This is a genomic window from Jeotgalibaca sp. A122 (assembly GCF_052266715.1).
In the GTDB taxonomy this organism is placed as follows: domain Bacteria; phylum Bacillota; class Bacilli; order Lactobacillales; family Aerococcaceae; genus Jeotgalibaca.
Map to the genome: position 1 here is coordinate 227886 of NZ_JBQPRB010000002.1, position 17085 is coordinate 244970.

The following is a 17085-nucleotide window of genomic DNA, read 5'->3' on the forward strand; positions in this document are numbered from 1 at the left end:
TTATTTCATGGGTTAGCACTCATGAATGCCAAGTGCTAAAGCGAGGTGAAAAGATGTTAACAGAAAGACAACTCTTGATCTTGAATTCAATCATCAAGCACTATATTCAGCATGGTGAGCCAATGGGGTCAAAGACCTTACTGAAAGAAACTAATTTATCCGTTTCTCCAGCAACGATTCGTAACGAAATGATGCATATTGAGGAATTAGGTTTTTTAGAAAAAATGCATTCGTCTTCAGGAAGAATTCCTTCAAATCTCGGTTATCGACATTATGTTGACCTTCTTTTGAAGAGTAACCAGAAACAAAAACAAGATGGCTTGCGTAGAAAAGTTCAAGAATCTATCCGGGCTCCTTATAAAGAGGCAGAAGAAATTCTGGAAACGTCAGCTGAAATGTTATCATTTATGACTAACTATACAGCTTTGAGTATCGGACCTGAAAAAATGGATAGTCGCTTATCGAATTTCCAACTCGTCCCTATTACCAGTGGGCATTATATGGCAATATTGGTGACTGATAAGGGATACGTCGAGAACAAAATCTTTACTGTATCAAAGGATGTCGATGCAGCCAAAATTCAAACGATGGTTAATATTTTCAATGAAGAACTCGTGGGTTTGAGATTAATTGATGTCCATCGAAAATTACAGATGGAAATACCCGACATGATCAGAAAATATATCGGGAAAGAAATTAATTTACAGGCTATCTTTCACGAGGTTATTTCAAAAATGAGTAGTGACCGTATTTATGTAGGCGGGGAAATGAATTTGCTGAATCATTTTAATCTTGAACGTATTCATGAAAGAGAACAAATGAAGGCTATTATCAGCTTAATCCATGAATCTAAGGACCTTTTAGGTTTGCTTACAAAAGGACAGGAAGATCTCAATATTCAAATTGGACCAGAAATGAAAAATGACTTGTTATCCAATTTTAGTCTCATTACCGCAACATATGATGTCGGGCAAAATTCGAAGGGTCTCATTGCTTTGTTGGGTCCAACCAATATGCCATACGATCAAATCATTAATATTATGCGTATCACGAGAGACGAATTATCCGATAGCATGCATGATTTTTATCAAGATGAGTAAAGGGGAATTGACGTGACAGAAGAAAACAATGTGCAAAATGAAAACACAGAAATGGTTGAAGCGACAGAAGTTGAACAGTTGCAACAACAAGTAGAGGAGTTACAAGATCGCTATTTACGCGTTCAAGCAGAGTTGGCTAATATCCAAAAACGTAACGCCAAAGAAAGACAAGACGCTGCTAAATACCGTTCACAAAACCTGGCTACTGAATTACTGCCCGTTATTGATAACATCGAACGCGCTTTGGAAATTGAAGTGGAAGATGAAAAAGCAGTTAACTTTAAAAAAGGTGTAGAGATGGTTTATAATCTTATGTTAGAAGCTTTGAAAAATGAAAAAATCGAAGCGATCAACCCAATTAACGAACCATTCGATCCGAATTATCATATGTCCATCCAAGTTCAAGAAGCAGAAGAAGGGCAAGAAGCTGATACAGTCATCAATGTTGTTCAAAAAGGTTACAAGTTAGATGAACGTGTATTAAGACCGGCCATGGTTATCGTGGCACAATAAATTTAGTTAATCGATTTATTCTAAAAATGACACACAGAGGGGAAATTTGATTATGAGTAAAATTATTGGTATCGACTTAGGAACTACAAACTCAGCAGTTGCTGTTTTAGAGGGTGGAGAAGCAAAAATTATTCCTAACCCAGAAGGAAACCGTACAACACCTTCAGTTGTTTCTTTCAAAAATGGTGAAATTCAAGTAGGGGAAGTTGCTAAGCGTCAAGCGATTACAAACCCACACACAATTGCATCTATTAAACGTCACATGGGTCAACCAGGCTTCAAAGTTGAAGCAGAAGGAAAATCCTATACACCACAAGAAATTTCTGCAATGATCCTACAATATTTGAAAAGCTATGCAGAAGCTTATCTAGGAGACACAGTAGATAAAGCAGTTATTACTGTACCAGCGTACTTCAACGATGCACAGCGTCAAGCAACTAAAGATGCTGGTAAAATTGCTGGTTTGGAAGTGGAACGTATCGTTAACGAGCCGACTGCTGCAGCTTTGGCATACGGATTGGATAAAACTGATACAGACGAAAAAATATTGGTATTTGACCTTGGTGGTGGTACATTCGACGTTTCTGTTCTAGAATTAGGAGACGGCGTATTTGATGTACTAAGTACTGCTGGTGATAACGAACTTGGTGGGGATGATTTCGATAACAAAATCATCGACTACATGGTAGCAGAGTTCAAAAAGGAAAATGGCATTGACCTTTCCAACGACAAAATGGCTAAACAACGTTTGAAAGATGCAGCTGAAAAAGCTAAGAAAGACTTGTCAGGTGTAACTTCAACACAAATCAGCTTGCCATTTATTACTGCTGGAGCAGCTGGTCCATTGCATTTGGAAATGACATTAACGCGTGCAAAATTTGATGAACTAACACTTGATCTTGTAGAACGGACTAAAATTCCTGTACGTCGTGCAATCGAAGATGCTGGCATCAAACAATCTGAAATTGACCAAGTTATCTTGGTTGGTGGTTCCACACGTATTCCAGCGGTTATCGAAGCAGTTCGTCGTGAATCAGGTAAAGAACCTAACAAATCAGTAAACCCAGATGAAGTAGTAGCAATGGGTGCTGCTATCCAAGGTGGCGTTATCTCTGGAGATGTTAAAGATATTGTCCTTCTTGACGTTACACCACTTTCTCTTGGTATCGAAACAATGGGTGGCGTATTTACTAAATTAATCGACCGTAATACAACAATTCCTACAAGTAAATCACAAGTATTCTCTACAGCAGCTGATAACCAACCAGCCGTAGATGTACATGTATTACAAGGTGAGCGTCCAATGGCTGCCGACAATAAAACATTGGGTCGTTTCCAATTGACAGATATCCCTGCAGCACCACGGGGCGTTCCTCAAATCGAAGTAACATTTGATATTGATAAGAACGGTATTGTAAACGTAAGTGCTAAAGATTTGGGAACTCAAAAAGAACAACAAATCACTATTAAATCATCTTCCGGTTTAACAGATGAAGAAATTGAAAAAATGGTTAAAGATGCGGAAGCAAATGCTGAAGCGGATAAAGCACGTAAAGAAGAAGTTGAACTTCGCAATGAAGTTGACCAACTAATTTTCCAAACTGACAAAACATTGAAAGACTTGGAAGGAAAAGTTGACGCTGAAGAAGTGAAAAAAGCTGAAGAAGCACGCGATGAATTGAAGGCTGCTGTTGAAGCTAACGATTTAGAAGCAATGAAGACAAAACGTGATGCTTTGAATGAACTTGTTCAAAACTTGACTGTAAAACTTTATGAACAAGCAGCTGCACAACAACAAGCTCAAGACGGTCAATCATCTGACGGTGGTTCTGATGACGGTGTCGTTGACGCTGACTTCGAAGAAGTAGACTAATCAACTAATAAGGATTAAACACGTACAGGGCTCTGTTAACAGACTGTACGTGTTTTCCTGAACGGTTGCCGAAACTCTAGAGCAACTATCGCATGCGGATGGATAAATAATATCCCTTTCGACATCATGAGCGGAAAACATCCGTGTCATAGTGATCAAATGGAGGAAATTAAATGGCGAAAAGAGACTATTATGAAGTATTGGGTGTTTCCAAAGACGCTTCAGATGATGAAATAAAAAAAGCTTACCGAAAACTTTCAAAAACATACCATCCCGATATTAATAAAGCGGATGATGCCGATGTAAAATTCAAAGAAGTTGCGGAAGCTTATGAAGTATTGAGTGACTCCCAAAAACGTGCAGCTTATGACCAATATGGTCATGCAAGTACTGATCCAAACTTCGGAGCAGGCGGCGGCTTTGGTGGCGGTGGCTTCGGTGGATTTACGGGTGGATTTGATGATATTTTTGATACCTTCTTTGGGGGCGGTGGCAGATCGCGTAATGCGAATGCTCCACGTCAAGGTGCGGATTTACAATACCGTGTCCATTTGAAGTTTGAAGAAGCTATTTTCGGTAAAAAGGAAACGATTCGTTACTCACGTGAGGAAGAATGTGAAACGTGTCATGGTTCTGGGGCGAAACCTGGTACTGAACCAAGAACATGTTCAAAATGTCATGGTGCGGGTGCCGTCCAAGTTGAACGTAATACGCCTTTCGGTCGCGTTATGACCCAAGCAACCTGTGATGTCTGTAACGGCACGGGTAAAGAAATCATTAACAAGTGTGGCGATTGTCACGGTTCTGGTCATGTAGAAAACACACACTCTGTTAATGTAACAATTCCAGCTGGTGTAGAGGATGGTCAGCAATTGCGTTTAGCCGGACAAGGTGAAGTAGGTAAGAATGGTGGACCTTATGGCGATTTGTATGTTGTCTTTTCTGTTGAAGAAAGTGACATATTTGATCGTGATGGGGCAGAAATTTTCTACGTATTACCGATTTCGTTTGTCCAAGCTGCATTAGGCACAGAGGTCGAAGTACCTACTGTTCACGGTAACGTAAAACTGAAAATTCCAGCGGGTACCCAAACCGGAACAACATTCCGTCTAAAAGGTAAAGGTGCCCCTCGCTTGAGAGGTACAACCAATGGTGATCAGCACGTTAAAGTAACGTTAGTAACACCAAAAAGTTTGAACGACGAACAGAAAGATGCATTACGTGCATTCGCTGAAGCATCAGGAGATTCAGTTTCTGATGAAACAGGCGGTTTCTTCGATAAAATGCGAGATGCATTCAAAAAATAATATAAAAAGGAATCAACATGACTAATTGTTGATTCCTTTTTTATGCCAAAAAATGAAAAGGGTTACATTTTGTGAAAAGAAGTTTATAATAGAGTTATCAATATTAAAGGAGTGGTAGTACATGGCAACTGTAGGCAGATACGAAAAATCAGATTTAAAGAAGCACAATCCGCTATTATCCCGTTTTCGTACGACTGTGGAAACAGCGTTTTACGGTAATAATATGGTTGAAGTCACTGACATCGCAGAAGCATATCAACTTGCAAAAGAATCCGGCAGCACAATCGTAACCGATCTTCCGGTTAAGCACACCTCTGAATTAGGTTTACCAGATGATGCAAAGATTCTGGTAGAAAATGGTGGCAAAATAGTTGGCCGTACTGCCCGGGCAAAAGTGATACGCGGTGATAACAAAGAAGTTGACGAAAAAATAGAGGGTATTGTTCGCGATGTAATCTATGCAAATCGAGACAGCCTTTATTATAAAACAACTGGATACGTGGGGTTGGATAAGGACTTTATGATTAAAGCCCATATTGCCTTTCCAGAGGGACAAGAAAACAACCTTTATTCATGGTTGTTGAATTTCCAGCCCGCGAATGATGAATACGATGAAGTGTATAAAGATTCAAAAAAATATGAAGAAGGCGATATTTTTATTTACACTGATCCGGATTGGAGTCATCCAGATTATCCTGTTGGATTGGCATATTTTGAACCGGATAAAAATGTGGCATGTATTTTAGGAATGCAATATTTCGGGGAATTTAAAAAAGGGACATTGACATTGGCCTGGGGTACTGCGCACCGCAATGAATATGTCGCTTGTCATGGAGGTCAAAAAGCATTTTATCTGGATGATGGCAGTTCATACGTAGCGTCTTTCTTTGGTCTTTCAGGATCCGGGAAATCGACATTGACGCACGCAAAACATGAAAATAAATATGATGTCAAGGTTTTACATGATGATGCTTTTATTATTAATCTGCAAGATGGCTCTTCTATTGCATTAGAACCTGCCTACTTTGATAAGACACAGGATTATCCTGCTGACCATCCTGAGCAAGATTATTTTGTGACTGTACAGAATGTGGGCGTCTCTCTTGATACAGATGGAAAAAAAGTACTTGTCACTGAAGATATCCGTAATGGGAATGGACGGACAGTCAAGTCCCGTTATTCGACACCTAATCGCGTTGATAAATTCTCTGAGCCTATCAATGCTGTATACTGGATTATGAAAGACGATGCTTTACCGCCTTTAGTTAAAATTGCTGACCCAGTTTTGGGATCTGCGTTTGGAGCTACATTAGCAACGAAGCGGTCCACTGCTGAGAATATCAAAAAAGGTGAGTCCACTGACAAGCTTGTTATTGAGCCGTATGCCAATCCTTTCCGTGTTTACCCATTAAGCGAAGATTTCAATGACTTCAAAGAACTGCTTCAACGTGAAGATATGAGTTGTTATATTATCAATACCGGTTTCTTTATGGGTAAGAAAATACCAAAAGAAGTGACGATTGGTGTCATTGAGAGTGTAGTGGATAAAACAGGTGAATTTAAGCCATTTGGTTCCGTTTCTGGACTGAGTTACTTGGATGTTCCAGGTTTTAATCCCGAAGTTACGGATGAGTATCTAGCACTAGTAAAAGAAAGAATGCAAATGCGGGTTGATTTCCTGGAGAAATATAATCAGGATAATGTGAACGATCAACTACCAGCAGACGCATTAAAATCCCTTAAAGAAGTAATTGATTCTCTTTAAATCAATAAAAATAGAGGCAGACCAATCGGTCTGCCTCTATTTTTATTTAATGATCAACACTTGGCCGATGCTCAGCAAGTTTGCATTTGAAAGGTTGTTAGCAGTAACGAGACGTTGGACTGTTGTGTTGTAACGGATTGCGATGGCATATAAGGTATCCCCAGATTTGACCGTATAACGAACTGTTGTGGCGGGTGGAGGAGTGGTGCCAGGTATTTTCAGCACTTGTCCTACCCGAATCAGGTTCGTGTTTGTAATGTTATTGGCAGAAGCAATTTGCGCAACCGTCACTCCATAACGAACTGCAATTCCGGAAAGAGTATCTCCGGATTTAACCGTATAATTGGTCGTTCCAGTCGCAGGCGGTGGTGTGACTGGTCCACCTGTGGTTCCTGGAATACGCAGCACTTGTCCGACACGAATGAGGTTAACATTCGTTATATTGTTGGCGGAGGCCAGCTGTGCAACCGTTACGCCATAACGAGCTGCAATCCCAGAAAGTGTGTCACCCGCCTTGACTGTATAATTGGTCGTTCCAGTCGGTGGTGGGGTAGTCGTTCCCGTTCCAGGTATTCGCAATACTTGACCGACACTTATGAGATTTGCATTCGTAATATTATTAGCAGAAGTTAATTGGGCAACCGTCACGCCATAGCGAAGGGCAATCGCATAAAGGGTATCCCCAGCTTTTACGGTATAGGTTGTGCCGCCAGATGGTGGTACAGATTGAAGTCCGAGTAACTGAGAAATGGTCACAAAACGATAGCCTTGATTTTTAAGTTGAGGAATAATGGTTTCAAGAGCAGTAGATGTGCCTGATGCTCCATCTCCGGTATGCATCAACACGATGGTTCCGGGTTGAACCCTTGTCATAACCAGATTTATAATAGTCGCTGCACTATTACCTGTCCAATCCAAACTATCAATAGTCCAGTGGAGTGTATAGGTATAACCAGCATTTCCAACTGTATTCAAGACCGTCGCATTCGTAGCACCATAAGGAGCACGGAAGAATGGTTTTGTGCTTTTACCGGTGGTGTTTTTGATGATCGTTTCTGTTTGGGAAAGTTGACTTAGCATTTGGGTTGTCGAAAGAGTGGTGAAGTCGGGATGGTTGAAAGAATGGTTCCCAATATCATGGCCATTATTTACGGCAGTTTTTACAACAGAGGGATGGTTATTGGTTCCTGAACCAGTTAAGAAGAAGGTAGCTTTAACATTGTGTTTGGAAAGTACCGAGAGTATTTTGCTGAAGTTGGTTCCGTCCGAACCATCGTCAAATGTCAAGGCAATTACTTTTTCGGATGTATTGCCCTTTATGATGAATTGTGAGGTGGCTGCCTGAGCAGGGGGACCGAGTAAGAATAGGAATGTAAGCAATGAGAAGATAGTTGTCATTAGGCGCCGCATGGAAACATGCTTGAACCTTTTCATCTTAATCCCTCTTTCCTGTATGTACTCTTATAAAAGGGCGATTGCCAATGGGATATTTGTTCTTTTAACTAACCTAATTATACCACTTTACACGTATTTAATACACTCCTTAAACAAATGTACGCCAAAAAACATTGCTAAAAATTATAAAATAGATAAGAGTCTGGATTTGCAATTTGAAAACAGGCTACAGTTTGGTAAAATGATTAAAGTGTAAAAAAAGTAAAAAAATTGAGGGTTGAATAATGCCAAATTATAACAGTAGAAAAGAAAGAAAAAGAGTAGAGAAAGAAATACTCGACAAAATCCAGGATTTTGAAAAGGAAGAAGTAGCGCCTATGCCAGCAGAAGTTGCCCAACCGGTAGCAACGGGCGAAGATAAGATGGTCCAGGGAACTTTCTGGATGACGTTTGGTAGTATTTTTTCACGGTTGTTAGGCGCTTTGTATATTATTCCCTGGAATGCCATGATGGGAGTAAGTGCTGAAATGGGAAATGCTTTGTTTGCGGTCGGCTATACACCCTACCAGTTATTTCTTTCAATCGGGATTGCGGGTTTCCCCTCGGCGATGTCGAAACAAATCGCCCAGTATAATGCCAAAGGTCAATACAGTCAAGGACAGGAACTATTTAAAAAGAGTTCCTTGTTTATGATTGCAACCGGACTTGTTAGTGCTATTTTGATGTATGTCTTAGCACCGATGATTGGCGCAAATAGTCCTGGCGTATCGGTAGAAGCGAATACCTTAGTAATTCGATCTTTGGCACCCGCATTGCTGATTGTACCCATCATGAGTTTGATTCGAGGCTACTTCCAGGGCTATCAAAATATGGTTCCCTCCGCAATCACCCAGGTGATTGAACAAGTGATTCGGGTGATTTACATTCTTTTAGCGACTTTTATCGTTATGAATGTATTCAATGGCGATTTCTCAACAGCTGTAGCCCATTCTACCTTTGCGGCATTTGTTGGGGCGGTTGCTTCATTAGTGATGTTAATGTGGTATTACCAGAAACATATGCGCGTTTATGGGGAGGCGATTGAGGCCAGTAGTGAAAACGGATCACAGTTAAACGTCGCCAGTGCAATTAAAGAAATGGTGAAAGAATCCATTCCCTTTATCATTATTGGTTCAGGAATCACCTTTGCCAAGTTAGTCGATCAGTTTACGTTTAAACCTATTATGGAGATGACGACAGAATTTGATTCAGAAATGATCAGTACTCTTTATGGCTTGTTTAGTTTTAATGCGGATAAGTTGATTATGATTATCATTTCCTTAGCGGTGGGAATGGCTGCAACTTCAATCCCACTTTTGGTTGAAAATTACATCAAGGGAAATATTCAACAACTCGGGAATCAAATTAGACAGATTTTTGAATTGTTTGCTTTTGCCATGTTCCCCGCTGCCTTTGGAATGATGGTAGTGGCTGCACCAATATATAATTTATTTTATCCAATTACAGAATTGACACCAGTAGGGATTCGCTTGTTAGCTATTTCCTCTTTGATGAGTATTATTCTTGGTGCTTTTACGATTGTATCTTCGATACTGCAATCTTTCGGCAAGCACAAGGAAGCAATCATTTACTTGGTAATAGGGATGTTAATTAAATTACTGGTTCAATATCCATTTATAGCATTATTTGGAACAGCGGGAGCTTTGTATGCGACAGCGTTAGGATTTATTGTAACGTCCGCATTATCACTCGTGAAGATATACAAATTGGTGCCGTTTAATGTTAAAGGGACCGGTAAAATCATCGGTCTGATTAGTTTGTCTACCGGTTATATGTTCTTGATTGCTCACTTTGTAAGTCGTATTATGGGTTTGTTTATGGTCCCAGAACGCAAACTGATCGCATTGCTCATGGTATTGATCATTGCGGGTATCGGTGGTGCGATTTATGTGTACTTATTGCTAAAACTGCGAGTAGCCGACGCTGTTCTTGGCTCACGCGTTGGGTCTTTAAGAGAAAAATTGCGAATTAGTTAATGAGGTGAATATTTGATGCGGTTAGATAAATTTTTGTCTCATACAGGTTTTGGAAGTCGTAAAGATGTTAAACAATTACTGAAAAAGAAAGTTGTTCAGATTAATGGAACGGTTGCCACCAAAGGAGACTTTATCCTGGACGTGAAAAAAGATGTTGTATCAGTTGATGGGGAAACTGTACATTATCAAAAGTACATTTACTTAATGTTGCATAAACCAGCAGGTTACTTGAGTGCAACGGAAGACAATGTACAAAAAACGGTTATTGATTTATTAGATGATGAATCCCGACGATTTGAGCCTTTTCCGGTAGGAAGGCTGGATAAAGATACAGAAGGACTGTTATTAATTACCAATGATGGGGAATTAGCTCATTTTCTTTTATCACCTAAAAAACATGTGAAGAAAACGTATTACGCTGAGGTTAAAGGTGTCATGGATGAAAAGGATATTGCTGCTTTTGAAGCAGGGATTATTTTGGAGGACGGATATAAATGCCTACCAGCTTCTTTAGAAATTATCAGCAGTACAGATGAATCTTCCCAAGTGAAAATTACCATTGAAGAAGGTAAATTTCATCAGGTGAAGCGCATGGTTTTGGCATGTGGGAAAGAAGTGACTTACTTGAAGCGTTTGACTATGGGTAGCCTGAAACTGGATGACACATTGAAACAAGGAAAATTCCGTCCACTTACGGAACAAGAATTGAATGACTTGAAGGAATTTCTGCCCGAAAACCGCTAAAAGTGTTAAACTATATACATGATTTTAAAAAAGGATGTGTCTCTATGGAAATTAACTGGACAAAAGAAGTAGAAATGCGAAAAGAAGCACTTCTAGAAGATTTATTTACAATTTTACGAGTTGATAGTGTGCGAGATGATTCAAAGGCGACACCGGAAATGCCTGTTGGTCCTGGACCAAAAGAAGCATTAGAAGCTTTCCTTGAAATTGGTGAACGGGATGGATTTATTACAAAAAATGTTGATAATTTAGCAGGCCATATTGAGTATGGTGTTGGCGAAGAATTGATGGGCGTTTTTGGTCACGTTGATGTGGTTCCTACAGGAACGGGTTGGGAAACAAATCCCTTTGAACCTATTATCAAGAACGATCGTATTTATGCACGGGGATCAAGTGATGACAAGGGCCCATCGATGGCAGCTTACTATGCCATCAAAATTATTCGTGATTTAGGTTTACCAGTTTCTAAACGCGTCCGCATGATTATCGGCACAGATGAGGAAAGTGGCTGGCAATGTATGACACATTACCTTAAGCACGAAGAAACCCCAGCTTTTGGTTTCTCTCCAGACGCTGATTTCCCAATCATCAACGGTGAAAAAGGGAATCAATCTCTATACGTTCGCTTCCGAAATGAGGTAGCAGGCGGAAAGAATCAATTAACCAGCTTTGATGCTGGTTTAAGAGAAAACATGGTTCCGCAAGATGCGACTGTCGTATTTACAAGTTCTGAAACAGCAAACATTAAGACGGCTTGGGATAATTTCGTTGAAAACAACCCTGTTAAAGGGACCGTTACTGTTGAAGGCGATACTGTCACAATTGAAGTAGTTGGTAAATCTGCACACGGGATGAACCCAGCAGCTGGTATTAACGCCGGTACTTATTTGGCTGTTTTCTTGAATCAGTTCAACTTTGGCGGAGAAGCAGCAAAATTCTTTAGTCTAATTACTGATTATATCCATCTTGAATTCACGGCAGAAAAAATTGGTCTGGCTCATACCGATGAAATCATGGGCGAACTAACAATGAATGCGGGTATCTTCACTTTTACAGCTGAAGAGGGTGGCCAAATCGCCTTGAATTTCCGATATCCAACGGGTGTTTCAGCGGAAGGTCTGGAAATTAATCTTGAAGCAGCTTTAAGTCAATACGGCATTACAATTGCAAAAGGTGGATTAGGCAAAGAGCCGCATTATGTCCCGGCAGATGATCCGCTAGTTAAGACACTTCTGGCTGTTTATGAAAAACATACGGGGTTAAAAGGCAAAGAGCGTTCTATTGGAGGCGGCACATACGGTCGTCTATTGAAACGCGGTGTTGCTTATGGCGCTTTATTCCCGGATAGCATTGACACCATGCACCAAGCGAATGAATTCCTGGCTTTGGACGATTTGTTCCGCGCTACGGCCATTTATGCTGATGCTATCTATGAATTAATTAAATAATGTTGAAAGAGTCGCTAATTGCGGCTCTTTTTTTTGAGTTAGTGAATAAAAATGCGAAAATCATTACAGAAAGATTACAAATGTTACAATCGAAATATGAACAAACTTTGAAAACTATAAATATAATTTTGTGAAACAACAATTAATAGATAATATAGTGATTTATAATCAGCCATTGTGTTCATAAATGAACATTTCGATTTCGTTATATAGGTTTATTTTAAAAATATAAAACAAGCCTAGCTACCACCTTTTCAGGGTTGATGCAATCAAAATGTCATATTCCCTTTACAGAATTACGATGCCATCAATGTTATACTGCTCATTGTGAGAAATGACAAAGGAGAGTAAACATTGAATAAAAAGTATATAGCATTGTTATCTTCAATGGTCTTGTTATCACCACTAGTAGGCGGGATGCAAGTACAAGCAGGAACATTAGATGAACTTAACAAAGAAAAAAGCCAATTAGAACAAAAGTCTCAGGATGTTCAAAATAAAATCAATGAAAAAGAATCTTCTTTAAAGAACTTAGAAGACGAAAAAGCTAATTTGGAAAGCCGCGTCGCGGAACTACAAAAGAGTATAGATGAATTATTATTGCAACTTGAAAAACAAGAAGCTGAACTACAAAAAATCGAACAAAAGATTACTGAATTACAAGCCAAGATTGAAGAACTTCAAAACATTATTGAACAACGTACAGAGAAGTTGAACAATCAAGCTCGTGTTATTCAAACAGAAGCTAGTATGACGGATATGGTATCTATTGTCATGAATTCTGAATCTTTAACTGATATGGTAGGGAAAATATCTACTGTAAACCGTTTGATTACAGCCAATAAAGATATTGTTACACAGCAAGAAAATGATAAAAAAGAAGTTGAAAATACAAAATCGGCAGTTGAAGACGAAAAAGTTGCTGCTGAAGCGATGAAACAACAAATTATTGTCAGCAAAAATAATGTTGTTTCACAACAAAATGAATTGAATCATCAAATCACGCTTGTATTGGAAAACGTTAAGTTGACCGAAAACGAGAAAAAGAAATTGCAATCTACAAAATCTGATTTAGCCGCACAAACAAGTGAAATCAGTTCAGAAATTGCAGCAGAAGAAAAACGTATCGAACAAGAGCGTATCGCCCGTGAAAAAGCTGAAGCCGATAGATTGGCTCGTGAACAAGCTGAAGCAGCAGCCGCAGCAGCAGCTGCAGAATCCGAAGCAGCAGCAAATATGGTTGCCTCTACTGAACAAGTAGCAGCAGCACCGGCATCTTCTAATTCTGGATCAGGTGGTTTCATTCGTCCAGCATCCGGGTATATCTCTTCACCTTACGGAATGAGATTCCATCCGATTTCTGGAACATACCATTCACACAATGGTATTGACTTCGCAGGTAGTGGTGCAATCGTTGCAGCCCGCGAAGGAACTGTGGAAGTGGCAACTTACAGCCCTTCATGGGGTTATTACGTAGTTGTAAACCACGGTACCATTAATGGTAATAACGTTAAAACATTGTATGCACATATGACTCCGTCATTGATGGTTGCTCCAGGGCAGTATGTCAGCCAAGGACAACAAGTCGGAATCATGGGGACTACTGGCGAATCTACCGGTGTCCACTTGCATCTTGAAGTTTACGAAAATGGTGTTCGCATTAACCCGTTGAATTATTTTTCACTATAATGCATAATATGAAGAGTCATTGTTTTCCATTAGGAACAATGACTCTTTTCTAATTAATGAGGGGGATCCTAAAATGGAGAATATTACCTCTGTAAAAAATCAAAAAATTAAACAGTGGAAAAAATTACATACTACCAAAGGAAGAAAAGAATCGAATCAATACGTAATCGAAGGGGAACATTTATATCTAGAAGCCATTAAAAGTAATGTCAAGCTCAATACCATTATTGTGACCGATAAATTTGTTGACAAACTATCTGCTGACCAAAGAGACGAGGCAATCCTCGTAACCGAAGACATCATGAAGTCTTTGTCACAAACAGAGACTTCGCAAGGTATATTCTGTATCCTTGACATACCTAGACTAGAATTGCCAGATTCTTTCGATGGAAAATATGTCATTCTGGATGGAGTCCAAGATCCCGGGAATGGGGGGACTATTGTAAGAACTGCGGATGCCGCAGGTTTCGATGGTGTCATTTTTGGGAATGGAAGTGTGGACCCTTATAACGATAAAGTGGTGCGCTCGATGCAAGGAAGTCAATTTCATATCCCCATATACCGAGGAAGTATTGCATCCATAATGGATCATTTTGAATATGTTTATGGGACTGCTCTAGATGAAAATGCGAAAGATTTTCGTTCCGTTTCAAAAACAGATAATGTTGCCATCGTGCTAGGAAACGAAGGAAACGGTGTTTCTTCTGAAGTGTTGAGTAAAACTACCCGTAACCTTTATATACCAATTGTCGGTAAAGCAGAGTCTTTGAACGTAGCAATTGCTGGCGGTATACTCATGTACCACTTTGTATAATTGTGAATAATGTTACAATTTGACTAAAAGTAAGTAAAAAGTCTTTTCAAAGTAACATTTTCATGTATAATAAACTTCGAACAAATAAAAGGAGCATGATGAATGGAATTACAGAAATGGGAATTGGACGAAGAATTTGTATCGCATATCAGTGATTTACTAGCGTATGAAGAAGTCCAACAACTTAAAGGTATTACGCAACATTACCATAGCACTCGTTTAGATCACTCTATTTCTGTCGCTTATCGTAGCTTCTGTATTGGCAAAAAATTTAACTGTAATACGCGCGCTATTGCCCGAGCAGGTCTTTTACACGATCTTTTTTATTATGACTGGCGCACAACTAAATTTGACGAGGGTTCACATGCTTACGTTCACCCACGGATTGCTTGTGCGAATGCCGAAAAGCTCACGGAGCTCTCAGATTTAGAAAAAGACATCATCCTCAAACATATGTGGGGTGCGACGGTTGCCATGCCAAAATATAAAGAAAGCTTCGTTGTCACTTTAGTTGATAAGTATTGTGCTTGCGATGAAGCAATTTCTCCAGTTATTGCTAAAGCGAAACTATCGCTTTCAGAAAAATGGAATTTGGTTAAGCAAACGATTGTTGCAAATTCGATTTCTTTCTAAAAACGCGAAAAGTAGGCTAAACTGCCTACTTTTTTAATAAATATTATTCAAGGAAAAGAGGTGAACGCTATGGAAGAAACAATGGAGATGCATTCATGCATTTGTCCGAAATTCGAAAAGACGTTCATGATATTTGGAAAAAAATGGTCAGGTCTAATTATCGAAGTCTTGCTAACGGGTGATCACCGGTTTAAAGAAATTGCTGAGGAAATCCCAGGCGTGAGTGATCGCGTTTTAGTGGAACGATTGAAAGAACTTGAAGACGAAGAAATTGTTGTCCGTAAAGAATTGACAGATGGTCCAATAAGAATTTTATATGGCTTGACCGAAAAAGGGAAAAATTTAGAGAAGGTCATGATTGAAATTCAGGATTGGTCAAATAAATGGATTACAATCTAATCTTGACGTTGAACCGATTTACTGATAAATTGAATGAAATAGTATAAATGCACTGATGGGAACCATCTGCCAGAAAAACGAACTACAGGAAAATTTGCCGTGACTGAGAGCAAATGGACGTGGACGGCAAGATTTTCACTCCTGGAGCAGGCTTTGGGATTTGCAACTGCAATGAATAAAGACCCGGCAGTTTTGTCGTTAACGAATGAAGTGTTGTTCCGGTTTTTCGGGCAAAACAAGGGTGGTACCGCGATATCTCGTCCCTTTTTGGGGATGAGGTATTTTTTTGTGCAAAATTATAGACTGTGAGGGAAAGTTAATGGGATTGAAAGAGCAACTAGAAACACTCCGTTTAGAAGCTTTAAACAAGATTAAAGCTTCAAAGAACTTGAATGAATTAAATAGTTATCGTGTCGCATATTTAGGTAAAAAAGGACCTATCACCGAGGCTTTGCGCGGGATGAAGGATGTGGCTGCTGAAGAGCGTCCCGTCATTGGTGGAATTGCCAATAACGTTCGTGATGATATCGCACAAGCAATTGAAGGTGTTAAAGTCGTTTTAGAAGAACAAGCATTAACAGCACAAATCGAATCAGAAACGATTGATGTTACGTTACCTGGTAAAAAAGTAACCATTGGAACGAAGCATGTTCTGACGCAAATTATGGAAGAAATAGAAGACTTTTTCCTTGGTATGGGTTATCAAGTTATTGACGGCCCGGAAGTGGAATTGGACTCGTATAACTTTGAAAAAATGAATTTGCCTAAAGATCATCCAGCTCGTGATATGCAAGATACATTCTACATTACCGATGAAATATTAATGCGTACACATACTTCACCTGTTCAAGCGCGGACAATGGAAAAACATGACTTTGAAAAAGGGCCTTTGAAAATGATCAGTCCGGGTAAAGTTTATCGCCGAGATAGTGACGATGCGACACACTCCCATCAATTTACTCAAATTGAAGGTTTAGTAGTGGCGGAAAATGTTACTTTAAGTGATTTAAAAGGTACCTTGGATGTATTTGCCAAAAAGCTATTTGGTGAGGAACGCGAAATCCGTCTCCGTCCAAGTTATTTTCCATTTACTGAACCTTCCGTTGAGGTAGACGTAAGTTGCTTTAAATGTGGTGGCAATGGTTGTAATGTATGTAAGGGCAGCGGCTGGATCGAAATCTTAGGTTCCGGACAAGTTCATCCGGATGTTTTAGAAATGTCAGGCGTAGATTCTAATAAATATACCGGCTTCGCTTTCGGTGTAGGAGCAGAGCGTGTGGCTATGTTGAAATATGGAATTGATGATATCCGTCATTTCTATCAAAATGACAAACGGTTCTTAGATCAATTCAAAGCGAAGGAGCAATAA

General features: G+C 39.5%; 14 protein-coding genes. 13 read left to right on the forward strand and 1 reads right to left on the reverse strand.

Annotation, left to right across the window (positions count from 1 at the left end):
- The first annotated feature begins 53 nt into the window (after nucleotides 1-53).
- From hrcA to ACTU7M_RS03745, 5 genes are all read left to right on the forward strand, one after another.
- Complete coding sequence (gene hrcA / locus ACTU7M_RS03725) at nucleotides 54-1100, forward strand: heat-inducible transcriptional repressor HrcA (RefSeq protein WP_443473029.1); 1047 nt, start codon at nucleotides 54-56, stop codon at nucleotides 1098-1100.
- Between the two features lie 12 nt (nucleotides 1101-1112).
- Nucleotides 1113-1613: a nucleotide exchange factor GrpE gene (gene grpE, locus ACTU7M_RS03730; protein ID WP_443473030.1), complete on the forward strand. Its 501-nt coding sequence runs from the start codon at nucleotides 1113-1115 to the stop codon at nucleotides 1611-1613.
- Nucleotides 1614-1665: 52 nt separating this feature from the next.
- Nucleotides 1666-3486, forward strand: a complete 1821-nt coding sequence (dnaK, locus tag ACTU7M_RS03735; protein WP_443473031.1) for a molecular chaperone DnaK — start codon at nucleotides 1666-1668, stop codon at nucleotides 3484-3486.
- 173 nt (nucleotides 3487-3659) lie between these two features.
- Entirely contained in the window at nucleotides 3660-4793 is a 1134-nt protein-coding gene (dnaJ, locus tag ACTU7M_RS03740) for a molecular chaperone DnaJ (protein ID WP_443473032.1), read from the forward strand.
- Between the two features lie 121 nt (nucleotides 4794-4914).
- Complete coding sequence (locus ACTU7M_RS03745) at nucleotides 4915-6558, forward strand: phosphoenolpyruvate carboxykinase (ATP) (protein ID WP_443473033.1); 1644 nt, start codon at nucleotides 4915-4917, stop codon at nucleotides 6556-6558.
- Between the two features lie 42 nt (nucleotides 6559-6600).
- On the opposite strand, the gene ACTU7M_RS03750 is transcribed toward ACTU7M_RS03745, so the two are convergent.
- Nucleotides 6601-7992 (reverse strand): LysM peptidoglycan-binding domain-containing protein, encoded by a 1392-nt coding sequence (locus tag ACTU7M_RS03750; protein ID WP_443473034.1) that lies wholly within the window; start codon nucleotides 7990-7992, stop codon nucleotides 6601-6603.
- A 245-nt stretch (nucleotides 7993-8237) separates the two neighbouring features.
- On the opposite strand from ACTU7M_RS03750, the gene ACTU7M_RS03755 reads away from it, so the two are divergent.
- The 8 genes from ACTU7M_RS03755 to pheS all read left to right on the forward strand — a co-directional run bounded on the left by ACTU7M_RS03755 (nucleotide 8238) and on the right by pheS (nucleotide 17085).
- On the forward strand, nucleotides 8238-9989 hold the full coding sequence (locus ACTU7M_RS03755; protein ID WP_443473035.1) for a putative polysaccharide biosynthesis protein: 1752 nt from the start codon (nucleotides 8238-8240) through the stop codon (nucleotides 9987-9989).
- 15 nt (nucleotides 9990-10004) lie between these two features.
- Nucleotides 10005-10733 (forward strand): pseudouridine synthase, encoded by a 729-nt coding sequence (locus ACTU7M_RS03760; RefSeq protein WP_443473036.1) that lies wholly within the window; start codon nucleotides 10005-10007, stop codon nucleotides 10731-10733.
- 44 nt (nucleotides 10734-10777) lie between these two features.
- Nucleotides 10778-12181: a dipeptidase PepV gene (pepV, locus tag ACTU7M_RS03765; RefSeq protein ID WP_443473037.1), complete on the forward strand. Its 1404-nt coding sequence runs from the start codon at nucleotides 10778-10780 to the stop codon at nucleotides 12179-12181.
- 354 nt (nucleotides 12182-12535) lie between these two features.
- Nucleotides 12536-13870 carry a murein hydrolase activator EnvC family protein gene (locus ACTU7M_RS03770; RefSeq protein WP_443473038.1) on the forward strand — a complete coding sequence of 445 codons (1335 nt, stop codon included), beginning with the start codon at nucleotides 12536-12538 and terminating at the stop codon, nucleotides 13868-13870.
- Nucleotides 13871-13943: 73 nt separating this feature from the next.
- Nucleotides 13944-14684: a TrmH family RNA methyltransferase gene (locus ACTU7M_RS03775; protein WP_443473039.1), complete on the forward strand. Its 741-nt coding sequence runs from the start codon at nucleotides 13944-13946 to the stop codon at nucleotides 14682-14684.
- Nucleotides 14685-14786: 102 nt separating this feature from the next.
- Complete coding sequence (locus tag ACTU7M_RS03780; protein WP_443473040.1) at nucleotides 14787-15317, forward strand: HD domain-containing protein; 531 nt, start codon at nucleotides 14787-14789, stop codon at nucleotides 15315-15317.
- Between the two features lie 69 nt (nucleotides 15318-15386).
- Complete coding sequence (locus tag ACTU7M_RS03785; protein ID WP_443473041.1) at nucleotides 15387-15716, forward strand: winged helix-turn-helix transcriptional regulator; 330 nt, start codon at nucleotides 15387-15389, stop codon at nucleotides 15714-15716.
- A gap of 319 nt (nucleotides 15717-16035) precedes the next feature.
- A complete protein-coding gene (gene pheS / locus ACTU7M_RS03790) occupies nucleotides 16036-17085 on the forward strand; it encodes a phenylalanine--tRNA ligase subunit alpha (RefSeq protein ID WP_443473042.1) in 1050 nt (349 codons plus the stop codon).

Bases quoted from the DNA above. Each gene is read 5' to 3' on its own strand.
- ACTU7M_RS03785 (WP_443473041.1), top strand. From the start codon at position 15,387: ATGGAAGAAACAATGGAGATGCATTCATGCATTTGTCCGAAATTCGAA.
- pheS (WP_443473042.1), top strand. From the start codon at position 16,036: ATGGGATTGAAAGAGCAACTAGAAACACTCCGTTTAGAAGCTTTAAAC.
- dnaJ (WP_443473032.1), top strand. From the start codon at position 3,660: ATGGCGAAAAGAGACTATTATGAAGTATTGGGTGTTTCCAAAGACGCT.
- ACTU7M_RS03775 (WP_443473039.1), top strand. From the start codon at position 13,944: ATGGAGAATATTACCTCTGTAAAAAATCAAAAAATTAAACAGTGGAAA.
- ACTU7M_RS03760 (WP_443473036.1), top strand. From the start codon at position 10,005: ATGCGGTTAGATAAATTTTTGTCTCATACAGGTTTTGGAAGTCGTAAA.
- dnaK (WP_443473031.1), top strand. From the start codon at position 1,666: ATGAGTAAAATTATTGGTATCGACTTAGGAACTACAAACTCAGCAGTT.
- ACTU7M_RS03780 (WP_443473040.1), top strand. From the start codon at position 14,787: ATGGAATTACAGAAATGGGAATTGGACGAAGAATTTGTATCGCATATC.
- ACTU7M_RS03745 (WP_443473033.1), top strand. From the start codon at position 4,915: ATGGCAACTGTAGGCAGATACGAAAAATCAGATTTAAAGAAGCACAAT.
- ACTU7M_RS03750 (WP_443473034.1), bottom strand. From the start codon at position 7,992: ATGAAAAGGTTCAAGCATGTTTCCATGCGGCGCCTAATGACAACTATC.
- pepV (WP_443473037.1), top strand. From the start codon at position 10,778: ATGGAAATTAACTGGACAAAAGAAGTAGAAATGCGAAAAGAAGCACTT.
- hrcA (WP_443473029.1), top strand. From the start codon at position 54: ATGTTAACAGAAAGACAACTCTTGATCTTGAATTCAATCATCAAGCAC.
- ACTU7M_RS03755 (WP_443473035.1), top strand. From the start codon at position 8,238: ATGCCAAATTATAACAGTAGAAAAGAAAGAAAAAGAGTAGAGAAAGAA.